Annotated in this window: 19 protein-coding genes; all 19 read right to left on the bottom strand. The window is 72.4% G+C overall.

Annotated features, from left to right (window positions below):
* Positions 1-66 precede the first annotated feature (66 nt).
* The gene (locus ABTZ03_RS31860; RefSeq protein WP_350516624.1) at positions 67-1,287 is read right to left on the bottom strand and encodes an RNA-guided endonuclease InsQ/TnpB family protein; all 1,221 of its coding nucleotides are present in this window, start codon (positions 1,285-1,287) and stop codon (positions 67-69) included.
* Between the two features lie 286 nt (positions 1,288-1,573).
* Entirely contained in the window at positions 1,574-3,031 is a 1,458-nt protein-coding gene (locus tag ABTZ03_RS31855; protein WP_350516603.1) for an aldehyde dehydrogenase family protein, read from the bottom strand.
* 48 nt (positions 3,032-3,079) lie between these two features.
* Positions 3,080-3,946 (bottom strand): Sco1979 family transcriptional regulator, encoded by an 867-nt coding sequence (locus ABTZ03_RS31850; protein WP_350516602.1) that lies wholly within the window; start codon positions 3,944-3,946, stop codon positions 3,080-3,082.
* Positions 3,947-4,414: 468 nt separating this feature from the next.
* A complete protein-coding gene (locus ABTZ03_RS31845; RefSeq protein WP_350516601.1) occupies positions 4,415-5,875 on the bottom strand; it encodes a glutamate synthase subunit beta in 1,461 nt (486 codons plus the stop codon).
* A complete protein-coding gene (gltB, locus tag ABTZ03_RS31840) occupies positions 5,868-10,454 on the bottom strand; it encodes a glutamate synthase large subunit (protein ID WP_502894651.1) in 4,587 nt (1,528 codons plus the stop codon). Before gltB ends, ABTZ03_RS31845 begins: the two co-directional genes overlap by 8 nt.
* Before the next feature lie 437 nt (positions 10,455-10,891).
* Positions 10,892-11,614 (bottom strand): VIT1/CCC1 transporter family protein, encoded by a 723-nt coding sequence (locus tag ABTZ03_RS31835; protein ID WP_350516623.1) that lies wholly within the window; start codon positions 11,612-11,614, stop codon positions 10,892-10,894.
* Positions 11,615-11,775: 161 nt separating this feature from the next.
* The gene (lgt, locus tag ABTZ03_RS31830; RefSeq protein ID WP_350516599.1) at positions 11,776-12,843 is read right to left on the bottom strand and encodes a prolipoprotein diacylglyceryl transferase; all 1,068 of its coding nucleotides are present in this window, start codon (positions 12,841-12,843) and stop codon (positions 11,776-11,778) included.
* A gap of 118 nt (positions 12,844-12,961) precedes the next feature.
* Positions 12,962-13,825, bottom strand: a complete 864-nt coding sequence (locus tag ABTZ03_RS31825) for a DsbA family protein (RefSeq protein WP_350516598.1) — start codon at positions 13,823-13,825, stop codon at positions 12,962-12,964.
* Between the two features lie 63 nt (positions 13,826-13,888).
* The gene (locus tag ABTZ03_RS31820) at positions 13,889-14,395 is read right to left on the bottom strand and encodes a MauE/DoxX family redox-associated membrane protein (protein WP_350516597.1); all 507 of its coding nucleotides are present in this window, start codon (positions 14,393-14,395) and stop codon (positions 13,889-13,891) included.
* A gap of 128 nt (positions 14,396-14,523) precedes the next feature.
* Positions 14,524-14,769, bottom strand: coding sequence for a hypothetical protein (locus ABTZ03_RS31815; protein ID WP_350516596.1), 246 nt, complete (start codon positions 14,767-14,769; stop codon positions 14,524-14,526).
* Positions 14,770-14,978: 209 nt separating this feature from the next.
* Positions 14,979-15,788, bottom strand: coding sequence for a tryptophan synthase subunit alpha (gene trpA, locus ABTZ03_RS31810; RefSeq protein ID WP_350516595.1), 810 nt, complete (start codon positions 15,786-15,788; stop codon positions 14,979-14,981).
* 2 nt (positions 15,789-15,790) lie between these two features.
* Entirely contained in the window at positions 15,791-17,041 is a 1,251-nt protein-coding gene (gene trpB, locus ABTZ03_RS31805) for a tryptophan synthase subunit beta (RefSeq protein WP_350516594.1), read from the bottom strand.
* Between the two features lie 50 nt (positions 17,042-17,091).
* Entirely contained in the window at positions 17,092-17,175 is an 84-nt protein-coding gene (locus ABTZ03_RS44315) for a hypothetical protein (RefSeq protein ID WP_502894650.1), read from the bottom strand.
* 75 nt (positions 17,176-17,250) lie between these two features.
* Complete coding sequence (trpC, locus tag ABTZ03_RS31800; protein ID WP_350516593.1) at positions 17,251-18,057, bottom strand: indole-3-glycerol phosphate synthase TrpC; 807 nt, start codon at positions 18,055-18,057, stop codon at positions 17,251-17,253.
* A 243-nt stretch (positions 18,058-18,300) separates the two neighbouring features.
* The gene (locus tag ABTZ03_RS31795) at positions 18,301-18,741 is read right to left on the bottom strand and encodes a DUF2752 domain-containing protein (RefSeq protein WP_350516592.1); all 441 of its coding nucleotides are present in this window, start codon (positions 18,739-18,741) and stop codon (positions 18,301-18,303) included.
* Positions 18,742-18,850: 109 nt separating this feature from the next.
* Entirely contained in the window at positions 18,851-19,129 is a 279-nt protein-coding gene (locus ABTZ03_RS31790; RefSeq protein ID WP_350516591.1) for an HGxxPAAW family protein, read from the bottom strand.
* Between the two features lie 147 nt (positions 19,130-19,276).
* Positions 19,277-19,888: a TIGR02234 family membrane protein gene (locus tag ABTZ03_RS31785; protein WP_350516590.1), complete on the bottom strand. Its 612-nt coding sequence runs from the start codon at positions 19,886-19,888 to the stop codon at positions 19,277-19,279.
* A 26-nt stretch (positions 19,889-19,914) separates the two neighbouring features.
* A complete protein-coding gene (locus tag ABTZ03_RS31780) occupies positions 19,915-20,376 on the bottom strand; it encodes a Uma2 family endonuclease (protein WP_350516589.1) in 462 nt (153 codons plus the stop codon).
* A gap of 20 nt (positions 20,377-20,396) precedes the next feature.
* On the bottom strand, positions 20,397-21,917 hold the full coding sequence (locus ABTZ03_RS31775; RefSeq protein ID WP_350516588.1) for an anthranilate synthase component I: 1,521 nt from the start codon (positions 21,915-21,917) through the stop codon (positions 20,397-20,399).
* Between the last annotated feature and the right edge of the window lie 33 nt (positions 21,918-21,950).

The raw sequence follows: 21,950 nt of genomic DNA, 5'->3' as shown, positions 1-21,950 counted from the left end.
CGGCACCCTGGTCAGCATCGTGACTCCTCCCCCCGGATGAATCCGGGGGGCTTCTCCTGTCGGTGGCTATGCCACGTCGGGAAGGACCAGCCCGGCCCTGATAGCGACGTTCAATGCGCCCACGCGGTCAGCGTTCTCGGTGTGCCCGCATTTGACGCACTGGAAGGTTGCCTGGTTGGGACGGTTGTCTCCCGACACGTGCCCGCACGTTGTGCGGGGGCAGGTGCGGGAACTGTTGCGGGCGTCCACGGGGATCACGACACGACCGGCGCTCTCAGCCTTGTTCGCGAGGATACCCAGGAAACACCCCCAACCCGCGTCCAGGATGCTCTTGTTCAGCCCGGCCTTGGCCGCGGCGCCGTTCGGCAGGAAGCCGCCCGGCCGCTCGGGGTCGGGCTTGGGCCTGGGAGCGCGGACCATGCCCGCGATATTCAACCGCTCGTGCGCTATCCGGTCGTAGTCGCGGACCAGGGCCAGGGCGGTCTTGTGTGCGTGGTCGAGGCGCTGCCGGGCGACCTTGCGGTGCAGCTTGGCGACCTTGGCCACCGCCCGGCGGTGCTTCGTCGTCCGCTTGTCCCGGCGCACCCTCGGGAAGGTCTTGAGGGCGCGCTGCGCGTCGGCCAGGGCTTCGGCGTTGCGCTTGCCGTGGCGCGGGTTGGGCAGGTGCTCACCGGTGTGGGTGGTGAGGTAGTGGACCACGCCCACGTCGATACCGCAGACCGCGCCCGTGGCGGGCAGCGGCTCGGCGGAAACGTCATCGCAGGCCAGGACGACGTACCACTGCCGTCCCTCGCGCTTGACCGAGATCGTCTTGATCCGACCGCGCACGGCCCGGTGCCGGTGTACCCGGATGTGCCCGACGCCTTGCAGCCGGACGCGGGTGACGGCCTCGTGCGGGGTGGAGTCCCATCGGCAGCCATCGCCGTCCTTCGGGAACTCCACCGTGTCGAACCAGCCCACACCACGAAACCGTGGATAACCGGGCTTCTCACCGAACTTGACCCGGCGGAAGAACGCCTGAAACGCCTTGTCCAGGCGTCGCAGCGTCGCCTGCTGCGAGCTGAACGACCAGCGCCCCTGTCGTTCCGGGTCGAACCCGCGGATCTCCTTGAGCTGCGCGGACTGGTCACCGTACTTGATCGATGTCCTCGACGGGTGCCGGAAGGCGTCGCGGCGTTCCTGCAACGCCCCGTTGTAGAGCGAGCAGTGATCAGCCAGCATCGCCGTCAACGCCACCTCCTGCCGCACTGTCGGACGCAACAGGAACTTGTAAGCCCGCCTCGTGATCGTTCACCCCCTTTTCGGCAATGGCGATCAACATGCACACGCCCACCGACAACCGGCAGGTCCGGCTTCCTGCTGCGCGACGCGGCAACGCTCCCCAAGGCGCCGATAGTCTGTCATCAGTCGACAAATCGCGGTAGCCGAGGGGTGTTCGCTCCAGGTTATCTGGGCGAGCTGACGCGGATCGTGCCGTTCGAGATGGGGCGTTCAAGCGGGAGTTCGGCCGGGCCTCCCGGCGGCTACCGCCGGGAGGCCCGCGCCGCGTGACGCAGCAGGCCCTGAACGGGGCCTAGAACGGGAACGGCGCCCGCCCGTGCTGCACCGAGATCCACTTCACCGTGGTGAAGGCGTCCACCGTGGACTCCCCGTTGAGCCGTCCGACCCCGGAGTTCTTCTCGCCGCCGAACGGCACCCCGGGCTCGTCCGCGATGGTCCCGCCGTTGACGTGGATCATGCCGGTCTCGATCCGCTGGGCGACCCGCACCCCGCGCTCCAGGTCCGCGGTGTGCACCGCGCCGCTGAGCCCGAACGGCGAGGCGTTGGCCAGTCGGACGGCCTCCTCCTCACCGTCGAAGGGCACCAACAGGGCGACCGGGCCGAAGAGTTCGCGCTGCAGGATGGGCGCGTCCTCGGCCAGGTCGGTGAGCACGGTGGGCGCCATCAGGCTGCCCGTGGTGGTGCCGCGCAGCAGGGCGGTGGCGCCGCCGGCGATCGCCTGGTCGACCTGGGCGTTGATGGCGTCGGCCTGGACGGAGTTGATCAGCGGGCCGACGTGGGTGGCCGGGTCCCTGGGGTCGCCGACGGTCAGCGAGGCGACCTTGGCGACGAACTTCGCGGAGAACTCGGCGAGCACGGCGCGGTCGACCAGGATCCGGTTGGCCGCCATGCAGACCTGGCCCTGGTGGACGAAGCGGCTGAACACCGCCGCGTCCACGGCGTAGTCGACGTCGGCGTCGTCGAGTACGATCAGCGCGCTGTTGCCGCCGAGCTCCAGCACGGACCGCTTGAAGTGCGCGGCGGCGACGGTGCCGACGTGCCGGCCGACCTGGTCGGAGCCGGTGAAGGAGATCACCTTGGGCACCGGGTGCTCCAGGAAGCTGTCGCCGATCTCGGCGATGTCGGTGATCACCACGTTCAGCAGGCCGGGCGGCAGGCCGGCGTCCTCGAAGAGCTTGGCGATCAGGCTGCCGCCGACGATCGGGGTCTCCTGGTGCGGCTTGAGCACCACGCCGTTGCCGAGCGCGAGCGCCGGGGCGACCGCCTTCAGGGCGAGGAACAGCGGGAAGTTGAACGGGCTGATCACGCCGACCACGCCGACCGGCACCCGGTACAGGCGGTTCTCCTTGCCCGGCGCGGTGGAGGGCAGCAGCCGCCCCTCGGAGGCGACCGACAGGTGCAGGCACTCCCGCAACATGTCTTTGACCAGGCCCAGTTCGAAGCCCGCCTTGAGCGCGGTGCCGCCCAGCTCGACCATGATCGCCTCGACGATCTCGCCCTCGCGCTCCTCGACCAGCCGCAGCGCGCGCTCGAAGACCAGTCGGCGCCGGTACGGGTTGGTCACGGCCCAGGAGCGCTGGGCGCGCTCGGCGGCGCGGTAGGCCCGGTCGACCTCCGCGACGGTGGCCACCGTGATGGTGGCCAGTTTGTCACCGGTGTAGGGGTCGACGTCGACGATGTCCCAGGAGCCGCCGCCGCCGCACCATTCGCCGTCGATGTACTGCAGCGCCAACTCGGAGAAGTACGACATCTGATCCCTCTCGTGCCCGACCTGATGGGACCTCATCGTACTGATGTGTCAAAGCTCTTGGCGTACGGAGTGCAGAAGACCTCGGGTCTCGTCCGGGCCGAGGCTCTCGGCGGCCAGCCCGTCCATCGCCTGCCGGTACGAGGCGACCTCGGCCGGCTTGTCCACGTACAGCGCGGTGGTGAACTGCTCCAGGTAGACCACGTCGGCGAGTTCGGCCTCGGAGAAGGCCAGCACGCTGAACGCGCCGCTCTCGGCGCTCAGCGCGGCGCCGCCCAGCGGCCGCACCTGCAGCCGCACATTGGGCAGTTCGGAGAGTTCGAGCAGCGTGTCCAGCTGGCCGCGCATCAGTCCGGGCCCGCCCCAGGGGCGGCGCAGCGCGGCCTCGTCGAGGACGGCGAGCAGGTGGGGCGGGTGGTCGGCGGTGAGCAGGTCCTGGCGCTTGCGCCGCACCTCGACCCGGCGCTCGATCTCCTCCTCCTGCTCGCAGTGGCCGCCGGCGGCGATCACCGCGCGGGCGTAGTCGGCGGTCTGCAGCAGCCCGTGGACGAACTGGACCTCGTAGCTGCGGATCTCGGCGGCGGCCTCCTCCAGTCCGAGGTAGTTCTGGAACCAGGGCGGCAGCACGTCGCCGTAGTCGTGCCACCAGGAGGTGGCGTTGGCCTCCCGGACCAGCCCGAGCACATTGGCCCGTTCGTACTCGGCGTCCACGCCGTACAGGGTCAGCAGGTCGGCGACGTCGCGCTCCTTGAAGCCGACCCGGCCGAGTTCCATCCGGCTGATCTTGGACTCGGAGGCGCGGATCGAGTACCCGGCCTCCTCCCGGCTGACGCCTCTGGCCTCGCGGAGCTTGCGCAGCTGGCTGCCGAGCAGCAGACGCCGTACGGTGGCGCCCCCGCCTGCCTGAGTCGTGCCCATCGAAGTCACCCTCCGCACTCGCGCAGCCCCCCGGCCGTCGGCGGCAGTCTTTCACCTGGCACCGACGAACAACAGCCCGTGCCGGCGGGCATTCCGTTCGTCCGGCGAAGCCTGGGAGAACGCTGGGAGTGGGCTCCCGGTGCACGGACGGAACCGCAGCCGGGGGCGCCGGTAAGAGCCTGGTGAGAGCGCCCGTGACGGGGACGCGGAAGGCGGCCGGGACGGCGGGTGAGAACCGCCTGGGAACCCCGTCGGGACCGCTGTCGGGAACCCCGTCGGGGCCACCCGACACCGCCGTCGAAAGGCCCCGGGGAACGCGACGGCGCCCGCCCTCCAACTGGTCGGGGAAGAGGGCAGGCGCCAGGAGACCGCGTTGGCCCGGCGACGCTGGCGGGGGCAGCGGGTTGAGCTCCCGGCGATGCGGCGCCGGGGGTTCGGGGTGGGCCGGTCGGGGACCGTCCGGGGCCGTCAGACCACCAGTGGGCGGTCCGTGGGCCGGATCGGGGCGGGAAGCGGGGTCTTGCCGCCCAGGTACTTGTCCACCGCGGCGGCGGCCGAACGGCCTTCCGCGATGGCCCAGACGATCAGCGACTGGCCTCGGCCGGCGTCTCCGCAGACGTACACGCCATCGACATTGGTGGCGAACCGGCCGTCGCGGCCAATGTTACCGCGCGCGTCGAGGTCCACTCCCAGCTGCTCGACCAGCCCGTTCCGCACGTCCGTCCCGGTGAAGCCCATGGCCAGGGTGACCAGCTGGGCCGGCAGGGTCCGCTCGGTGCCGGGGACGGGCTCGAACCGGCCGTCCTTGAACTCGACCTCGACCAGGTGGAGTTCCTGGACGTTGCCGTCCTCGTCGCCGGTGAAGTGGGTGGTGTTCACGGAGTAGATCCGCTCGCCGCCCTCCTCGTGCGCGGAGGTGACCTTGTAGGTCATCGGCATGGTGGGCCAGGGCTGGTTGCCGGGCCGCTCCTCGCCGGGTCGCGGCATGATCTCCAGCTGGGTGACGGACAGGGCGCCCTGGCGGTGGGCGGTGCCGACGCAGTCCGCGCCGGTGTCGCCGCCGCCGATCACCACCACGTGCTTGCCCCGGGCGCTGATCGGGGAGTCGACCAGGTCGCCCTCCTGCACCTTGTTGGCCAGCGGCAGGTACTCCATGGCCTGGTGGACGCCCTTGAGCTCGCGCCCGGGCACCGGCAGGTCGCGGGCGGTGGTGGCGCCGGCCGCGACGACGACGGCGTCGAAGCGCGACCGCAGGTCCTGGCCGGTGAGGTCCTCGCCGACGTGCACGCCGGTGCGGAACCGGGTGCCCTCCGCCCGCATCTGCTCGATCCGGCGGTTGATGTGGCGCTTCTCCATCTTGAACTCGGGGATGCCGTAGCGCAGCAGTCCGCCGATCCGGTCGGCGCGCTCGTACACCACCACGGTGTGCCCGGCCCGGGTGAGCTGCTGGGCGGCGGCCAGGCCGGCCGGGCCGGAGCCGATCACGGCGACGGTCTTGCCGGAGAGCCGCTCCGGGACCTGCGGGGTGACCCCGCCGCGGTCCCAGGCCTTGTCGATGATGGTGACCTCGACGTTCTTGATGGTCACCGCGTCCTGGTTGATGCCGAGCACGCAGGCCGACTCGCAGGGAGCGGGGCACAGCCGCCCGGTGAACTCCGGGAAGTTGTTGGTGGCGTGCAGCCGCTCGATGGCGCCGGTGAAGTCCTCGCGGTAGGCGAGGTCGTTCCACTCGGGGATGAGGTTCCCGAGCGGGCAGCCGTTGTGGCAGAACGGGATGCCGCAGTCCATGCAGCGGCCGGCCTGCTGGGTGATGATCGGCAGCAGGCTGCGCTCGACGTAGACCTCGTTCCAGTCCTTGATCCGGACGTCGACCGGTCGGCGCTCCGCCAGCTGCTTGGGCGTGGTCAGGAAGCCCTTGGGGTCAGCCATTAGCCGCCTCCATCATCTTGCGAGTGGTCTCGGCCTCGGAGAGGCCATCGCGCTCAGCGGCGTCCTTGGCGGCGAGCACTGCCTTGTAGTCGGTCGGCATGATCTTGGAGAAGCGGGAGACCCCGCTGCCCCAGTCGGCGAGGAGTTCGGCGGCGACGGTGGAGCCGGTCTCCTCGTAGTGCTGCTGCACGGTCTCGCGCAGCCAGTCGCGGTCGGCGGCGCTGGGGGCCTCGATGCCCACCATGCCGTCGTTGACGTTGGCGGGGCGCAGGTCCAGGACGTACCCGATGCCGCCGGACATGCCGGCCGCGAGGTTGCGTCCGGTCTCGCCGAGGACGACGACCCGGCCGCCGGTCATGTACTCCAGGGCGTGGTCGCCGACGCCCTCGACGACCAGGGTGGCGCCGGAGTTGCGGACGGCGAAGCGCTCACCGGCCTTGCCGCGCAGGTGGATCCGGCCCGCGGTGGCGCCGTAGCCGATGGTGTTGCCGGCGATCACGTGGTTCTGGGCGTCGTTGCCGATCGCCGCCGCCTCACGGGCCGGGCGGACCACGAGCACGCCGCCGGAGAGCCCCTTGCCGACGTAGTCGTTGGCGTCGCCCTCCAGCCGCAGGGTGACGCCCTTGGGCACGAAGGCGCCGAAGGACTGGCCGGCCGAGCCGGTGAAGGTGACGTCGATGGTGCCCTCGGGCAGGCCCTCGCCGCGGTACCGCTTGGTCACCCGGTGGCCGAGCATGGTGCCGACGGTGCGGTTGACGTTGCGGATCGGCAGCTGGATGCGCACCGACTCGCCGCGCTCCAGGGCGTCCTCGGCCAGCGCGATCAGCTGGTTGTCCAGGGCCTTGTCCAGCGCGTGGTCCTGCTCGGTGGTGCGGTGCCGGGCGGCGCCCTCGGGCAGTTCGGGCACGTGGAACAGCGGGGCCAGGTCGAGCCCGACGGCCTTCCAGTGGTCGATCGCGGCCCGGGCGTCGATGTGCTCGGCGCGGCCGACGGCCTCCTCGATCGAGCGGAAGCCCAGCGAGGCCAGGATCTCCCGGACCTCCTCGGCGATGAACTCGAAGAAGTTGACCACGAATTCGGGCTTGCCGGAGAAGCGCTCGCGCAGCACCGGGTTCTGGGTGGCGACGCCGACCGGGCAGGTGTCCAGGTGGCAGACCCGCATCATGATGCAGCCGGAGACCACCAGCGGGGCCGTCGCGAAGCCGAACTCCTCGGCGCCGAGCAGCGCGGCGATCACCACGTCGCGGCCGGTCTTCAGCTGGCCGTCGGTCTGCACCACGATGCGGTCGCGCAGCCCGTTGAGCAGCAGGGTCTGCTGGGTCTCGGCGAGCCCCAGCTCCCAGGGTCCGCCGGCGTGCTTGAGCGAGGTGAGCGGCGAGGCGCCGGTGCCGCCGTCGTGCCCCGACACCAGCACCACGTCGGCGTGCGCCTTGGAGACGCCCGCGGCGACCGTCCCCACGCCCACCTCGGAGACCAGCTTCACGTGGATGCGGGCGGCCGGGTTGGCGTTCTTGAGGTCGTGGATGAGCTGGGCGAGGTCCTCGATCGAGTAGATGTCGTGGTGCGGCGGCGGCGAGATCAGGCCGACGCCCGGGGTGGAGTGCCGGGTCCGGGCGACCCACGGGTACACCTTGTGGCCGGGCAGTTGGCCGCCCTCGCCGGGCTTGGCTCCCTGGGCCATCTTGATCTGGATGTCGTCGGCGTTGACCAGGTACTCGGAGGTGACGCCGAACCGGCCGGAGGCGACCTGCTTGATCGCCGAGCGCCGCTCGGGGTCGTACAGCCGCTCCGGGTCCTCGCCGCCCTCACCGGTGTTGGACTTGCCGCCGAGGCGGTTCATCGCGATGGCCAGGGTCTCGTGCGCCTCCATCGAGATGGAGCCGTAGGACATGGCGCCCGTCGAGAAGCGCTTGACGATCTCGGAGACCGGCTCGACCTCCTCGACCGGGATCGGCTCCCGGTCGAGCCCGTCCAGCTGGAACAGGCCGCGCAACGTCATCAGCCGCTCGGACTGCTCGTTCACCCGGTCGGTGTACTGCTTGAAGATGTCGTACCGGCGGTTGCGGGTGGAGTGCTGCAGCCGGAAGACGGTGTCCGGGTCGAACAGGTGCGGCTCGCCCTCGCGGCGCCACTGGTACTCGCCGCCGATCTCCAGCGCGCGGTGCGCGGCCGGGATGCCGGAGGCCGGGTAGGCCTTGGCGTGCCGGGCGGCGGTCTCCTTGGCGACCTCCGCCAGCCCGATCCCGCCGAGCTTGGTGGTGGTCCCGGCGAAGTAGGCGTCGACCAGGTCCTGGGAGAGCCCGATCGCCTCGAAGACCTGGGCGCCGCGGTAGGAGGCGACGGTCGAGATGCCCATCTTGGACATCACCTTGAGCACGCCCTTGCCGAGCGCCTTGATCAGGTTCTTGATCGCCTTCTCGGCCTCGACGCCCTGGATGAACACCCCTTGGGCGACCAGGTCCTCGACCGACTCCATCGCCAGGTACGGGTTGACGGCGCCGGCGCCGTAGCCGATCAGCAGCGCGACGTGGTGCACCTCGCGCACGTCGCCGGCCTCGACCAGCAGCGACACCTGGGTGCGCTGCTTGGTGCGGATCAGGTGGTGGTGGATGGCCGAGGTGAGCAGCAGCGAGGGGATCGGCGCGTGCTCGGCGTCGGAGTGCCGGTCGGACAGCACGATGATCCGGGCGCCGTCGGCGATCGCCGCGTCGGCCTCGGCGGCGACCGCCGCCAGCCGCGCGGCCAGTCCCTCGCCGCCGGCGGCGACCTTGTAGAGGCCGGACAGCGTGACGGCCTTCAGCCCGGGCTGGTCGCCGTCGGCGTTGACGTGGACCAGCTTGGCCAGCTCGTCGTTGTCGATCACCGGGAAGGTGATCCCGACCGAGCGGCAGGAGGCGGACTCGGCGGCCAGCAGGTTGCCCTCGGGGCCGAGGTTGGACAGCAGCGAGGTGACGAGCTCCTCGCGGATGGCGTCCAGCGGCGGGTTGGTGACCTGCGCGAAGAGCTGCACGAAGTAGTCGAACAGCAGCCGCGGCTTCTCGCTCAGCGCCGCGATCGGCGAGTCGGTGCCCATCGAGCCGAGCGCCTCGGCGCCGGTCTTGGCCATCGGCGCGAGGATGACCCGCAGCTCCTCCTCGGTGTAGCCGAAGGTCTGCTGGCGGCGGGTGACGGAGGCGTGGGTGTGGGCGATGTGCTCGCGCTCGGGCAGCTTGGCGAGCTGGATCTGCCCGGCGCCGACCCACTCCCCGTACGGGTGCTCGGCGGCCAGGGCGGACTTGATCTCCTCGTCCGCGACGATCCGGCCCTCGACGGTGTCGACCAGGAACATCCGACCGGGCTGCAGCCGGCCCTTGCGGACGACCTTCTCCTGCTCGATGTCGAGCACGCCGACCTCGGAGGAGAGCACGACCAGGCCGTCCTCGGTGACCCAGTAGCGGGCCGGGCGCAGGCCGTTGCGGTCGAGCACGGCGCCGATCTGGGTGCCGTCGGTGAAGGTGACGCAGGCCGGGCCGTCCCAGGGCTCCATCAGGTTGGAGTGGTACTGGTAGAACGCCCGGCGGGCCGGGTCCATGGTGGCGTGGTTCTCCCAGGCCTCCGGGATCATCATCAGCACCGAGTGCGGCAGCGAGCGCCCGCCGAGGTGGAGCAGCTCCAGGACCTCGTCGAACGACGCCGAGTCGGAGTGGTCCGGCGTGCAGATCGGGAAGATCCGCGACAGGTCGCCCGGAATCAGGTCCGTCGCGAGCTGGGACTCCCGGGCCCGCATCCAGTTGCGGTTGCCCTTGACCGTGTTGATCTCGCCGTTGTGGGCGACGAAGCGGTACGGGTGGGCGAGCGGCCAGCTCGGGAAGGTGTTGGTGGAGAACCGCGAGTGCACCAGGCCGATCGCGGACGCGTAGCTGCGGTCCGACAGGTCGGGGAAGAAGGGCTCCAGCTGGCCGGTGGTCAGCATGCCCTTGTAGACGATGGTGCGGGCGGACAGCGACGGGAAGTAGACCCCGACCTCGCGCTCGGCCCGCTTGCGGACGACGAAGCCGATCCGGTCCAGTTCGATCCCGGCCTTCGCCCCGTCCGCCAGGAAGAGCTGGCGGAAGCGCGGCATCACGCTGCGGGCGGTGGCGCCCAGCAGGTCCGGGGTGACCGGGACGTCGCGCCAGCCGAGGACGGTCAGGCCCTCCTCGGCGGCGATCGTCTCGATCCGCTCGACGGCGGCCGCGGCGGCGGCGTCCTCGTCGGGCAGGAAGGCGATGCCCACCGCGTAGCGGCCGGCCGCCGGGAGCTCGAAGTCGACCTGTCCGCGCAGGAAGGCGTCCGGGACCTGGGTGAGGATGCCCGCGCCGTCACCGGAGTCCGGCTCGGCGCCGGTGGCGCCGCGGTGCTCCAGGTTGCGCAGGACGTTCAGCGCCTGCTCGACGATCGTGTGGTCGGCGACGCCGGTCAGCGTGGCGACGAAACCGACGCCGCAGGCATCGTGCTCGTTCCGCGGGTCGTACAGGCCCTGAGCAGCAGGTCGCGCATCCGGCACGAGCGAGTACGGCTGGCGGGCGGCGCCGGCCTGGGGCTCGTTGGCGGAGTGCATGGATGCAGACAGCATCGGCTCTCCCGTCGTCGTCTTTCGGCAAGTTGGTGCAAGTAGGGACGACGCTGGCCCTGATGCGGGTGGTGCGGTGCAAGTTCCATGATGCCCAGGATCCCGAGAAGCGGAATATCCCGTCCACATGGCGGACGGACACGCAGGTCAGGAGGCTGGGAGAGAGGACGTGCCACAGTGCACGTCCCGACGATTGTGCCCAACCGTCCCCCGCCTGAAACAGGGGCGAAACCGGAACGCCACACACCCTGATCATGGACGCCTGGGAATCCATCCCGGGACCGGGGTCGACGGATGCGAATCAGCGGTCCAGAGGCCCGGATGATGAGACGATGCCGGGCAACCCGCGACGTCCATGTGCGGAACGTCACGCGTTGCCCGGCATAGTCATGCAGTGCGGTCGACCGTCATACGGTCGACGACGGTCAACCGACGTGCCCGCCGATCAGCCAGCCGAGCAGGTACGTCACTCCGGCCGCCGCGCCGCCCAGCACCAGCTGCCGCACCCCGCTGAACCACCAGCTGCGCGCCGTCACCCGGGCCACCACCGCGCCGCAGCCGAACAGGCCGAGGCCCGCCAGCAGCATCGCGGGCAGCAGCGTGGTCGCCCCCAGCAGGTACGGCAGCAGCGGCAGCAGCGCACCGAGCGCGAAGCACAGGAACGAGGAGGCCGCCGCGACCAGCGGCGAGGGCAGGTCGTGGGGGTCGACGCCCAGCTCCTCCCGGGCGTGGATCTCCAGCGCCAGCTCCGGGTCCCGGGACAGCTGCCGGGCCACCTCGTGGGCCAGCTCCGGCTCCACCCCGCGCGAGACGTACAGCTGCGCCAGCTCGGCCAGCTCGCCGTGCGGGTTGCGGCTCAGCTCCAGCCGCTCGGCCTCGATCTCGGCCTGCACCAGCTCCCGCTGCGAGGCCACCGAGGTGTACTCCCCCGCCGCCATCGAGCAGGCGCCGGCCGCCAGACCCGCCAGCCCGGTGAGGATCACCGTGCCGTGGGACGCCGCGCCGCCGACCACACCGGTCATCAGCGCGAAGTTGGACACCAGGCCGTCCACCGCGCCGAACACCGCGGGCCGCAGCCAGCCGCCGTTGACGTCCCGGTGGTGGTCGGCGGCGGGTATCCGCGGGTGCTGGGCGGGCTCGGCTTCCAGGGTGCTGGCAGTCACGGTTCTTCCCCTCCGTCTTTCTTCGTCGCCCTGACCGTAGCCCTTCTGACCTGGGCATTTCCAGCAAAGTAAGGCTTCCCGAACGATGCTGAGGCTGCCCTTCGCAGCTCTCGCGAAGGGCAGCCTCAGTCAGTGGAAGTGCCTGCTCAGATCGGGTTCGCGGCGTCCTTGCCGGTCTTCTCGGCGCCGCCGGCGGCGGTGGCGGCGGGCTTCCCGGCCGCCTTCTCCTCCGCCTCGACGTCCAGCAGCTGAGACGGCTTGTCCCCGTCCACCGTCTCGCGCGCCTTCTCGGCCGCCTTCGCGCCCGCCTTCTCGGTCGTCTTCTCGGCCGCCTTCCCGCCCGCCGGCTTCTCCTCGGCGCCCGGGACGCCCTCGGCACCCTCGTGCGCCGCCGGGTCGATGCTCGCCGGATCCTCGCGGCCCGGCTTGCGCTTCCCGACGATCACGAAGTACGCCACCGCGGCGAGGAACACCACGATCGACGTCCAGTCGTTCAGCCGCAGGCCCAGGTAGTGGTGGGCCTCGTCGATCCGCAGGTACTCGATCCAGAACCGGCCCACCGTGTACGCGGCCACGTACACCGCGAAGGCCCGGCCGTGGCCCAGCTTCCAGCGGCGGTCCGCCCACATCACCAGCAGCGCCACACCCACGCACCACAGCGACTCGTACAGGAAGGTCGGGTGGTAGACGCCGGTCACCACCTCACCGCCGGGCAGCGTCTTGTGGATCTCCAGGCCCCAGGGCAGCGTGGTCGGCCGCCCGTACAGCTCCTGGTTGAAGTAGTTGCCCCAGCGGCCCATCGCCTGGGCGAGCGCGATGCCCGGCGCGATGGCGTCGGCGTAGGCGGGCAGCGGCACGCCCCGGCGGCGGGCGCCGATCCAGGCGCCGACCGCGCCCAGCGCGATCGCCCCCCAGATCCCGAGGCCGCCCTCCCAGATCTTGAAGGCGTTCCAGGGGTTCTTCCCCTCGCCGAAGTACAGCTGGTGGTCGGTGATCACGTGGTACAGCCGGCCGCCGACCAGGCCGAAGGGCACGGCCCAGACGGCGATGTCGCCGACGGTGTGCTTGGCACCGCCCCGGGCGACCCAGCGCTTGCTGCCGAGCCAGACGGCCACGACGACACCGAGGATGATGCAGAAGGCGTAGGCGCGCAGCGGGATCGGTCCGAGGTAGAGGACGCCCCGCGACGGGCTGGGAATGTAGGCGATATCCATGGCGGTTCCGACGCTACAGGGTCGGACGCCCCCATCCGACACCCCCGGGGTCACAGATACCGAACAACGGACACCGCCGCCCCCTCCCGGGTGGAAGGGGGCGGCGGCGCGGGGCGGTTCAGCCGGCGGCCGGTGAGGGGTTGTTCGCCTCCGAAGCGGCCGCCGTGGGCGCCGGGCTCTGCCCGTTGGTCCCCGGCGTGCCCAGCTGCTTGCCCTGGTTGGCGGCGTCCACCCACTTCACCAGGTTGGCCGGGGTGATCTCCTCGTCGCCGTTCTTCGGGTAGATCGGCGTGCCGTTGAGCAGCACCGTCGGCGTCGACTTGTAGCTGGACTTGTCGAAGTCCTGCTGCACCGCGGAGACCCAGCCGCCGTACTTGTTGTCGTTGACGCAGGCCTGGAACTCCGGCGTGTCCAGCCCGTTCACCTGCTTCGCCAGGTTCAGCAGCACCGCCTTGTTGCCGAAGGCGTCGTTGGTCTCGTCCGGCTGGTTGCGGTACAGCACGTCGTGGAAGTCCCGGAAGTGCCCGGCGTCCTGGGCGCAGGCCAGCGCGTTCGCCCCGTTCTTGGAGCCCTTGCCCGGCAGTGCCCGGTCGATGAAGGACACCACGTGGGCGTTGGTGTAGATCTTGCCCTGGTCCTCCAGCTGGTCGATGGTGGAGGAGAACTCCCGCTCGAAGATGCCGCAGGCCGGGCAGCGCGGGTCCTCGTACACCGTGAGCACCGACGGCGCGTTGCTCGCGCCCACCGGGACCACCAGGTTCTTGTCGCCGATCGTCCCGGCCGGGACGGCCGTCGGGGTCTCCGGCTTGGAGCGCTGGTTCTGCACCACCACGCCGGCGACCACCGCGGCGGCGATCACCGCGAGCACGGCCCCGCCGACGATCAGCTTCTTCCTGCGCCGCGAGGAGGCCTCCTCGGCCGCCCGCTGGTCCAGCATCCGCTCACGGGCGGTGCGCTTGCCTTCTCGGTTCTTCTCGCTCATTGCCTTGACATCCACGGTCGGGGGGCCTTCGTCGGGTGCGGGGGTGGGGGACGGCCGGACGGGTCAGCTGGCCAGCCAGCCGTCGGCCGAGAGCCGGGTGCGCGGCCGCACGAGCAGCCACCCGGCCAGCAGCAGGAACCCGGTGTCGCGCAGGATCTCCTGCAGGTACTCGGTCTGCGAGGCGTCGACGTGTCCGCCGCCGCCGAAGCAGCCGCAGTCGATCGAGATGCCGCGCGCCCAGGCCGAGGCGATGCCGGCGATGAAGGTGAGCAGCAGCAGCGCGGAGACCCCGGCGACCAGCCGGACCCCGAGGCCGATCACCAGCAGCAGGGCGAGCGCCAGCTCCAGGAAGGGCAGCCCGTAGCCGATCGGCTTGACCAGGCCCTCGGGCAGGATCTCGTAGGCCCGGACCGCCTGGGCGGCCTCCGCCGGGTCGGCGATCTTGGCCAGTCCGGCCCACCCCCAGACCACCGCCAGGCCGAGCCGCACGGCGGTGCCCAACCATTCGCTCCAGACCGGCGCCGGCCGCCGCACGGCCGGGTCACCGGGCTGCACCGCCGGGCCGGTCATCAGGGAACCCCCCTCAGGAAACTCGTTCACTCCCTGATGAACCGTAATGGATGAAGGGCGGTTCCTCCGGATTCAGGAATTACGCCGGACGAGTGACGTTCTGTCCGATTCCGTCGAACACCCCTCCGTCACCGGCACCCCGGCAGCCGCCCCGGGTCGAACAGCTCCGGCCGCGCCTCCCTCGGCGCCCGGGCGGCCCGCTCGGCCGCGTCCCAGCGCGCCGCCTCCGCACAGGCCACCGCCTCCCGCTCGGCCCGCTCGGCCCCCCGCTTGGCCAGCGCCTGCCCCACCTCGGTGTGGGCGCCGACGGCGGCCCCCAGGGCCAGCGCGGCCGCTGCCGCCCGCAGCAGCACGGCCCGATGAAGACCCGCCACCGGCTCACCCCTTCGCTCGCTCGGCCACCCCGTGCACGTGGTCCGTGCACTCGTCCCTCCTCTCAACGCCGGTCAATCCCGCCTGATGCGTGTCGCCCTCGCTGTTCACTCGTTCGGGGCTGCCGCGAAGTGGACGACCGGCGCGTCGGGCCGGACAGCACGACGGCCCGCCACCCCGGAGGGTGGCGGGCCGTCGGTTCGACTACGGGTCAGCTCCTGCGGACACCCGCGGCGAGCTCACCGGCGAGCGCGCGGACGGCGTCCAGCGCCGCCGCCTCGTCCTCGCCGGCCTCCAGGATCCGCTTGACGAAGGCCGATCCCACGATCACCCCGTCCGCGAACCGGGCGACCTCCGCCGCCTGCACGGCGTCGGAGACCCCGAGGCCGACGCAGACCGGCAGGTCGGTGGTGGCCCGGGTCCGGGCGACCAGGTCCTCGGCCAGCGAGCCGACCGCGGAGCGGGTCCCGGTCACGCCCATCACCGCGGCCGCGTACACGAAGCCGCTGCCGGCCGCCGTGACCTCCGCCAGTCGCGCGTCCTTGCTGCTCGGGGCGACCACGAACACGGTGTCCAGCCCGTGCTCCTCCGCCGCCTTGCGCCACTCCTCGGACTCCTCCACCGGCAGGTCCGGCAGGATGCAGCCCGCCCCGCCCGCCGCGGCCAGGTCCGCCGCGAAGCGGGCGACCCCGTAGCGGTCGACCGGGTTCCAGTACGTCATCACCAGCACCGCCGCCCCGGGGTGCGCGGTGGCGACCTCCTGGACGGTGCGCAGCACGTCCTTGATCCGCACCCCGCCGCGCAGCGCGATGTCGTCGGCGGTCTGGATCACGGCCCCGTCCAGGACCGGGTCGGAGTGCGGCAGCCCGACCTCGACGACGTCGCAGCCGCCCTCGATCAGCGCGTTGACCGCCCGGATCCCGCCGTCGACGGTCGGGAACCCGGCCGGGAGGTACCCGATCAGCGCCGCCCGGTCCTCGGCCCTGGCCGCGGCCAGCACCGTGCTCAGCTTCGAAGCCATGATCACTTACCCCCCTCGGCCGCGCCGCCGGCCGGCTCGTCGTACAGCCCGAAGTACTGGGCCGCGGTGTGCATGTCCTTGTCGCCGCGCCCGGAGAGCGAGACCAGGATGGTGGCCTCCGGCCCGAGCTCCCGGCCCAGGTCCAGCGCCCCGGCCAGCGCGTGGGCGCTCTCGATCGCCGGGATGATCCCCTCGGTGCGCGACAGCAGCCGCAGCGCCTGCATCGCCGCGTCGTCGGTCACCGGCCGGTACTCGGCCCGTCCGGCGTCCTTCAGCCAGGCGTGCTCCGGGCCGACGCCCGGGTAGTCCAGACCGGCCGAGATCGAGTGCGACTCGATGGTCTGCCCGTCCTCGTCCTGGAGGACGTACGTCCGGGAGCCGTGCAGCACCCCCGGGTCGCCCTTGGTCAGGGTGGCCGCGTGCCGCGGGGTGTCGGCGCCCTCGCCGGCCGCCTCGCAGCCGATCAGCCGGACCCCGGCGTCCGGGATGAACTCGTGGAAGATCCCCATCGCGTTCGAGCCGCCGCCGACACAGGCGACCACCGCGTCGGGCAGCCGCCCGGTGCGGTCGAGCACCTGCTGCCGCGCCTCGACCCCGATGATCCGGTGGAAGTCGCGGACCATCATCGGGAAGGGGTGCGGCCCGGCGACCGTCCCGAACAGGTAGTGGGTGGAGTCGACGTTGGCGACCCAGTCGCGGAAGGCCTCGTTGATGGCGTCCTTGAGCGTCCGGGAGCCGGACTTGACGGCCACCACCTCGGCGCCGAGCATCCGCATCCGGGCGACGTTGAGCGCCTGGCGCTCGGTGTCGACCTCGCCCATGTAGATGGTGCAGTCGAAGCCGAACAGGGCGCAGGCGGTCGCGGTGGCCACCCCGTGCTGGCCGGCGCCGGTCTCGGCGATGATCCGGGTCTTGCCCATCCGCCTGGTGAGCAGGGCCTGGCCCAGCACGTTGTTGATCTTGTGCGAGCCGGTGTGGTTGAGGTCCTCGCGCTTGAGCAGGATCCGCGCGCCGCCCGCCTCGGCGGAGAAGCGGTGCACGTCGGTCAGCGGGCTCGGCCGACCGGTGTAGTCCTTCAGCAGCCCGTCCAGCTCGGCGGCGAAGGCCGGGTCGGCCTTCGCCTTCTCGTACTCCTCGGCGACCTGCTCGACCGCGGCGACCAGCGCCTCGGGGATGAAGCGGCCGCCGTACGCGCCGAAGTAGCCGCGGGCGTCCGGCACCTGGGCACCGGGCAGGTAGTCCTTCTCGGACATGGTGGTTTCCCTTGCGGAGATGGATGACAGTGACGTCTGATCGGCTGGGTTCAGCCGCGCGTCACGCGCCATCGCCGCCCCGGTACCTGCCCCGGCTCACAGCCGATCACGTACCGCACCCGACGGCCCAGCACCCGGCGTGCGGGCGCGCGGCAGCCGCGCGGGCGGCAGCCGGGGGCGAGTCGGGAGGCGATCTTCACGGGGTCGCGTCAGTCCTTGTGCCGGACGGCGGGGTGGGCCCCGGCCGCGACCAGGTCGGCGACGGCCGCCCGCGGGTCCTTGCCGGTCACCAGCGACTCGCCGACCAGCACCGCGTCGGCGCCCAGGTTGGCGTAGTGGATGACGTCCAGCGGGCCGCGCACCCCCGACTCGGCGATCTTGACGATGCCGTCCGGGATGGCGTGGGCGACGTTCTCGAAGGTGTTGCGGTCGACTTCGAGCGTCCGCAGGTTCCGGGCGTTGACCCCGATGATCCGGGCCCCGGCGTCCACCGCGCGCTTGATCTCGTCCTCGTCGTGCACCTCGACCAGCGGGGTGAGGCCGATCGACTCGGCGCGCTCGATCAGCGACACCAGGGCCGGCTGGTCGAGGGCCGCGACGATCAGCAGCGCGAGGTCGGCGCCGTGCGCGCGGGCCTCCCACAGCTGGTAGGCGGTGACGATGAAGTCCTTGCGCAGCAGCGGCGTGTCCACCTCGGCGCGGACCGCGTCCAGGTCGGCGAGCGACCCGCCGAAGCGGCGCTGCTCGGTCAGCACGCTGATCGCGGCGGCACCGCCGGCCGCGTAGTCGCGGGCCAGCGCCGCCGGGTCGGCGATCGAGGCCAGCGCGCCCTTGGACGGGCTGGAGCGCTTCACCTCGCAGATCACCCGGACCCCGTCGCCCTTGAGGGCGGCGACGCCGTCCTTGGCCTCCGGGGCCTTGGCCGCGAGCGCCTTGAGCTCGTCCAGGGAGACCCGGGCCTGCCGCTCGGCGAGGTCCTCGCGGACCCCTTCGATGATCGAGTCGAGCACACTCACTCAGGAGCCCCCATCACTTCTGCTGGTTCGCCGGCGCGTGGTGTCGCCGGCGCGGGCCGGACGGGCGGGGCCCGCCGGCTCTTCGATGGTATCGGCACCCGGGTGCCCGCAGCGCATCGGTCCGGCCCGCGTCTCGCGGAACGGGACGCTCCCTGCGGCGACCCCCAGCTGCGGCTTCACCGGCCCTCCACCGGGCTCACCACGGGATTCCCCGGCGCGCTCCCCGGCCGGGCCGGGCCGGTCTCAGACCACCGGTGGCGCCAGCCCGGCCCCCACCGGCAGGTTGCGCACCACTTCGAACACCAGCACCAACAGGAGGATCAGCGCCCAGCGCCGGCCCCCGACCGAGACCCGGACCGGCCTCCCGCCGGTCAGCGCGGCCCAGGCCCAGCGCAGCCAGAGCACCGCCAGCACCCCGAACAGCAGGACGGCCAGCGCGTTGTCGTGCAGCGCGCCGGTGAGGTCCCCGTGGGTCAGCGCGTGGACGCAGCGCAGGCCCCCGCAACCGGGGCACCACCAGCCGGTGGCGGCCAGGAAGGGGCAGTCGGGGTAGTGCCCGGGGGCGTTCGGGTCCACCACCGCGACGTACCCGGCGGGAATCGCCACCGCCGCCAGCGCGGCCAGCGGCGGCCCCGTCCGGCGCAGCACGGTCGGCGGGGCGGAGGCGGTGGGGGCGGCGTTCACGCCCCGATTGTGCCCGGGCCGGGCCCGGACGCAACGAAACGGCGGGCGTGGCGCGCCCGCCGTTCGGTCGTGCGATTTACGCGGTCGTGGGGACCGCGGCGGTCCGGCCTCAGGCGGCGGCGACGGCCTCACGGGCCTCGATGGCCGCCTTGCGGGCCGCGGTCTGCTCCGCGACCGACTTGTAGACGTTGGTGCTGGGCTGCGCGCCCATGCCGGCCATCGACATGGCCTTGCCGACGATGCCGCCGACCAGGACGATCGCCAGGCCGGCCCAGACCAGCAGCGGGGACGGCAGGATCATCGCGACACCCGCGACGCCGAAGCCGACGAACGAGATGACGACGCCGGTCCAGGCGGCGGGGTTGTGGCCGTGCGCTGCTGCTGACATCGATGGTGCTCCTAGGCTCTCGGGGCCCGGCCGGGCCTGCGGGGCCGCCGGCGGGTCTGTCGGTTCCCATTGTGCCGGGCCACACACGGGCGGCCCAAAGCGGGTGGCGGGTCTATCGCGTCACACCCGCCGCCCGGCCCGGACCGCTCAGACCGCGGTCGGGTCCTCGCCCCGGTCCAGGGCCTTCCACAGGTCGCCGGGCGTGTCGGCCTTCACCGGGGCCTTGCGGGTGGGCGCCTCGTAGCGGCTGCCCATGGCCGGCCAGCCGCGGCCGTACCGCAGGGTGATCAGCCCGGCCACGGCCAGCAGCAGTCCGCCGACCACGGCGACCCACGGCCAGGCGCTGTGCGAGACCTCGGTGGCGCTGGTGCCGGCCAGTGCCAGCTTCCCGGAGGCGGCGGAGTCCAGGGCGGCGGTGTCCGAGGACCCGGCCACCGCGGCGGCGGCCGCGCCCAGCCCGGCCAGCAGGGTCAGCGCGCCGACCGCGAGCCGGCCGACGCCGCGCACCGCGAACACCGCGACGGCCGCGGCCAGGCCCACCAGGGCCAGCCCGCCGGGCAGTTCGGAGATCTTGCCGCCGGTCACGGACACGTCCAGGGTGCCCGCCCGGCCCTCGGCCCAGACCCGTCCCACCGCCGTGAGCACCAGCACGGCGCTCAGCACGGTCAGCAGCAGCATCACGCCGAGGGTGCGGCGGCCCGCCCTGGACGGGGCCGGGGCGGGAGCGGCGGGGACGGGGGTCTCGTCTGCAGCGGTCACCCGTCCACTATCCCCCGGCTCACCCGCTACGCCGTACCCGGGGTGGGGAACCCGTCCGTCCGCAGCACCACCGTGCGCCCGCCCAGCGGCAGGAACAGGTCGTTGCCGAAGGGCACCCGCTCGGCCTCCCGGTACGACCCGCCCGGGGACGGCGCGGTGTGCACGGTGCAGCCGGCGGCCGCCGGGTCGACCACCACGTACAGCGGCACGCCGCTCTCCGCGCAGGCCCGCGCCCAGGCGTGGTCGCGGCCCGGGTGCGACACCTCCAGCACCGCCTCCACGTCCGCGGCGCCGCACCGGCCCCGGGCGTCCCGGACGGCGTCCGCGGCGACCACCACCAGGTCCGGGGCGAGCGGCCCGTGCGCGGCCGGGAAGTCGACCAGGACGCGGGACAACACCCGCCCCCGGCCCCCGAGTTCGTCCCTGAGCTGGACGGCGGCGGCGAGCACGACCTCCCAGCGCAGCTCGTCGTACGGCACCTCGGGCATCCCGGCCGCCTCCTCACGCCTCAGGACAGTTCCGGCCTCCGCAGCGTATTGGCGGTGGCGACGGCCCGCAGCACGGCGGCCGCCTTGTTGCGGCACTCGGTGTCCTCGCCGTGCGGGTCGGAGTCGGCGACCACGCCGGCGCCCGCCTGCACGTACGCGGTGCCGTCGCGCAGCACCGCGGTGCGGATCGCGATCGCGGTGTCGGACGCCCCGGCGAAGTCCAGGTAGCCGACGCAACCGCCGTACAGGCCGCGCCGGGTGGGCTCCAGCTCCTCGATGATCCGCATCGCCCGGGGCTTGGGCGCGCCGGAGAGCGTCCCGGCCGGGAAGCAGGCGGTCAGCACGTCGAAGGCGCTCCGTCCGGGGGCGACCCGGCCGGTCACCGTCGAGACGATGTGCATCACGTGGCTGTAGCGCTCGATCTGCATGAAGTCGACCACCTCGACGCTGCCCGGCTCGCAGACCCGCCCCAGGTCGTTGCGGCCGAGGTCGACCAGCATCAGGTGCTCGGCCCGCTCCTTGGGGTCGGCGAGCAGCTCGGCGGCCAGCGCCGCGTCCTCGTGCGGGGTGGCGCCGCGGTGCCGGGTGCCCGCGATCGGGTGCAGCATCGCCTCGCCGTCGGTGACCTTGACCAGCGCCTCCGGGCTGGAGCCGACCACGTCGAAGCCGCCCTCGGCGCCGCCGTCCGGGCCGGGGAAGCGGAACAGGTACATGTACGGGCTGGGGTTGGTGGTGCGCAGGACGCGGTAGACGTCCAGCGCGGAGGCCGGGCAGGGCGCCTCGAAGCGCTGCGAGGGCACCACCTGGAAGGCCTCGCCGGCCCGGATCCGCTCCTTGACCTCCTCCACCGCGGCCCGGTACGGCGCCCCGCCGAACGGCGAGTGCACCTCGCCGGGGCCGGCCGGGGTGAAGGTCGCCAGGCCCGGGTCGACCGGCTTCAGCAGGTCGGCCTCCATCACGTCCAGCCGGGCCACCGCGTCCGCGTAGGCCTCGTCCACGCCGCTGGCCAGGTCGTTGTGGTTGACGGCGTTGGCGATCAGCAGCACCGTGCCGTCGGAGTGGTCGAGCACCGCGAGGTCGGTGGCCAGCAGCATGGTCAGCTCGGGCAGGCCGAGGTCGTCCGGGTTGAGGTCGGGCAGCTTCTCCAGCCGCCGGACGACGTCGTACCCGAGGTAGCCGACCAGGCCGCCGGTCAGCGGCGGCAGGCCGTCGTCGGCGTGCCGCGGGGTGTGCAGCGCCTCCAGGGCGGCGCGCAGCACCTCCAGCGGGTCGCCGCCGGTCGGGATGCCGACCGGCGGCGTGCCCAGCCAGCGGGCGTCGCCGTCCGGGCCGGCGGTCAGCACGGCGGCGCTGCGCACGCCCACGAAGGAGTAGCGCGACCAGCTGCCCTGCTCGGCGGACTCCAGCAGGAAGGTGCCGGGCCGCTCCTCGGCGAGGCTGCGGTACAGGCCGATCGGGGTGAGGCCGTCCGCGAGGAGCCTGCGGGTGACGGGGATGACCCGGGTGTCGACGGCGAGCTTGCGGAAGGCTTCGAGGTCCATGCGGGGCGGCACCTTCTGGAGTTGTGGGCGGGG

This window comes from Kitasatospora sp. NPDC096077 (genome assembly GCF_040303245.1).
GTDB lineage: Bacteria > Actinomycetota > Actinomycetes > Streptomycetales > Streptomycetaceae > Kitasatospora.
The sequence above is the reverse complement of the archived record's forward strand: the minus strand, read 5'-3'. Positions and strand labels throughout refer to the sequence as shown.

What these genes read in the sequence shown, in the direction of transcription:
- ABTZ03_RS31855 (WP_350516603.1), bottom strand. Translation starts at nt 3,031, where the DNA reads ATGTCGTACTTCTCCGAGTTGGCGCTGCAGTACATCGACGGCGAATGG.
- ABTZ03_RS31850 (WP_350516602.1), bottom strand. Translation starts at nt 3,946, where the DNA reads ATGGGCACGACTCAGGCAGGCGGGGGCGCCACCGTACGGCGTCTGCTG.
- ABTZ03_RS31845 (WP_350516601.1), bottom strand. Translation starts at nt 5,875, where the DNA reads ATGGCTGACCCCAAGGGCTTCCTGACCACGCCCAAGCAGCTGGCGGAG.
- gltB (WP_502894651.1), bottom strand. Translation starts at nt 10,454, where the DNA reads ATGCACTCCGCCAACGAGCCCCAGGCCGGCGCCGCCCGCCAGCCGTAC.
- lgt (WP_350516599.1), bottom strand. Translation starts at nt 12,843, where the DNA reads ATGGATATCGCCTACATTCCCAGCCCGTCGCGGGGCGTCCTCTACCTC.
- ABTZ03_RS31825 (WP_350516598.1), bottom strand. Translation starts at nt 13,825, where the DNA reads ATGAGCGAGAAGAACCGAGAAGGCAAGCGCACCGCCCGTGAGCGGATG.
- ABTZ03_RS31820 (WP_350516597.1), bottom strand. Translation starts at nt 14,395, where the DNA reads ATGACCGGCCCGGCGGTGCAGCCCGGTGACCCGGCCGTGCGGCGGCCG.
- trpA (WP_350516595.1), bottom strand. Translation starts at nt 15,788, where the DNA reads ATGGCTTCGAAGCTGAGCACGGTGCTGGCCGCGGCCAGGGCCGAGGAC.
- trpB (WP_350516594.1), bottom strand. Translation starts at nt 17,041, where the DNA reads ATGTCCGAGAAGGACTACCTGCCCGGTGCCCAGGTGCCGGACGCCCGC.
- ABTZ03_RS31790 (WP_350516591.1), bottom strand. Translation starts at nt 19,129, where the DNA reads ATGTCAGCAGCAGCGCACGGCCACAACCCCGCCGCCTGGACCGGCGTC.
- ABTZ03_RS31780 (WP_350516589.1), bottom strand. Translation starts at nt 20,376, where the DNA reads ATGCCCGAGGTGCCGTACGACGAGCTGCGCTGGGAGGTCGTGCTCGCC.
- ABTZ03_RS31775 (WP_350516588.1), bottom strand. Translation starts at nt 21,917, where the DNA reads ATGGACCTCGAAGCCTTCCGCAAGCTCGCCGTCGACACCCGGGTCATC.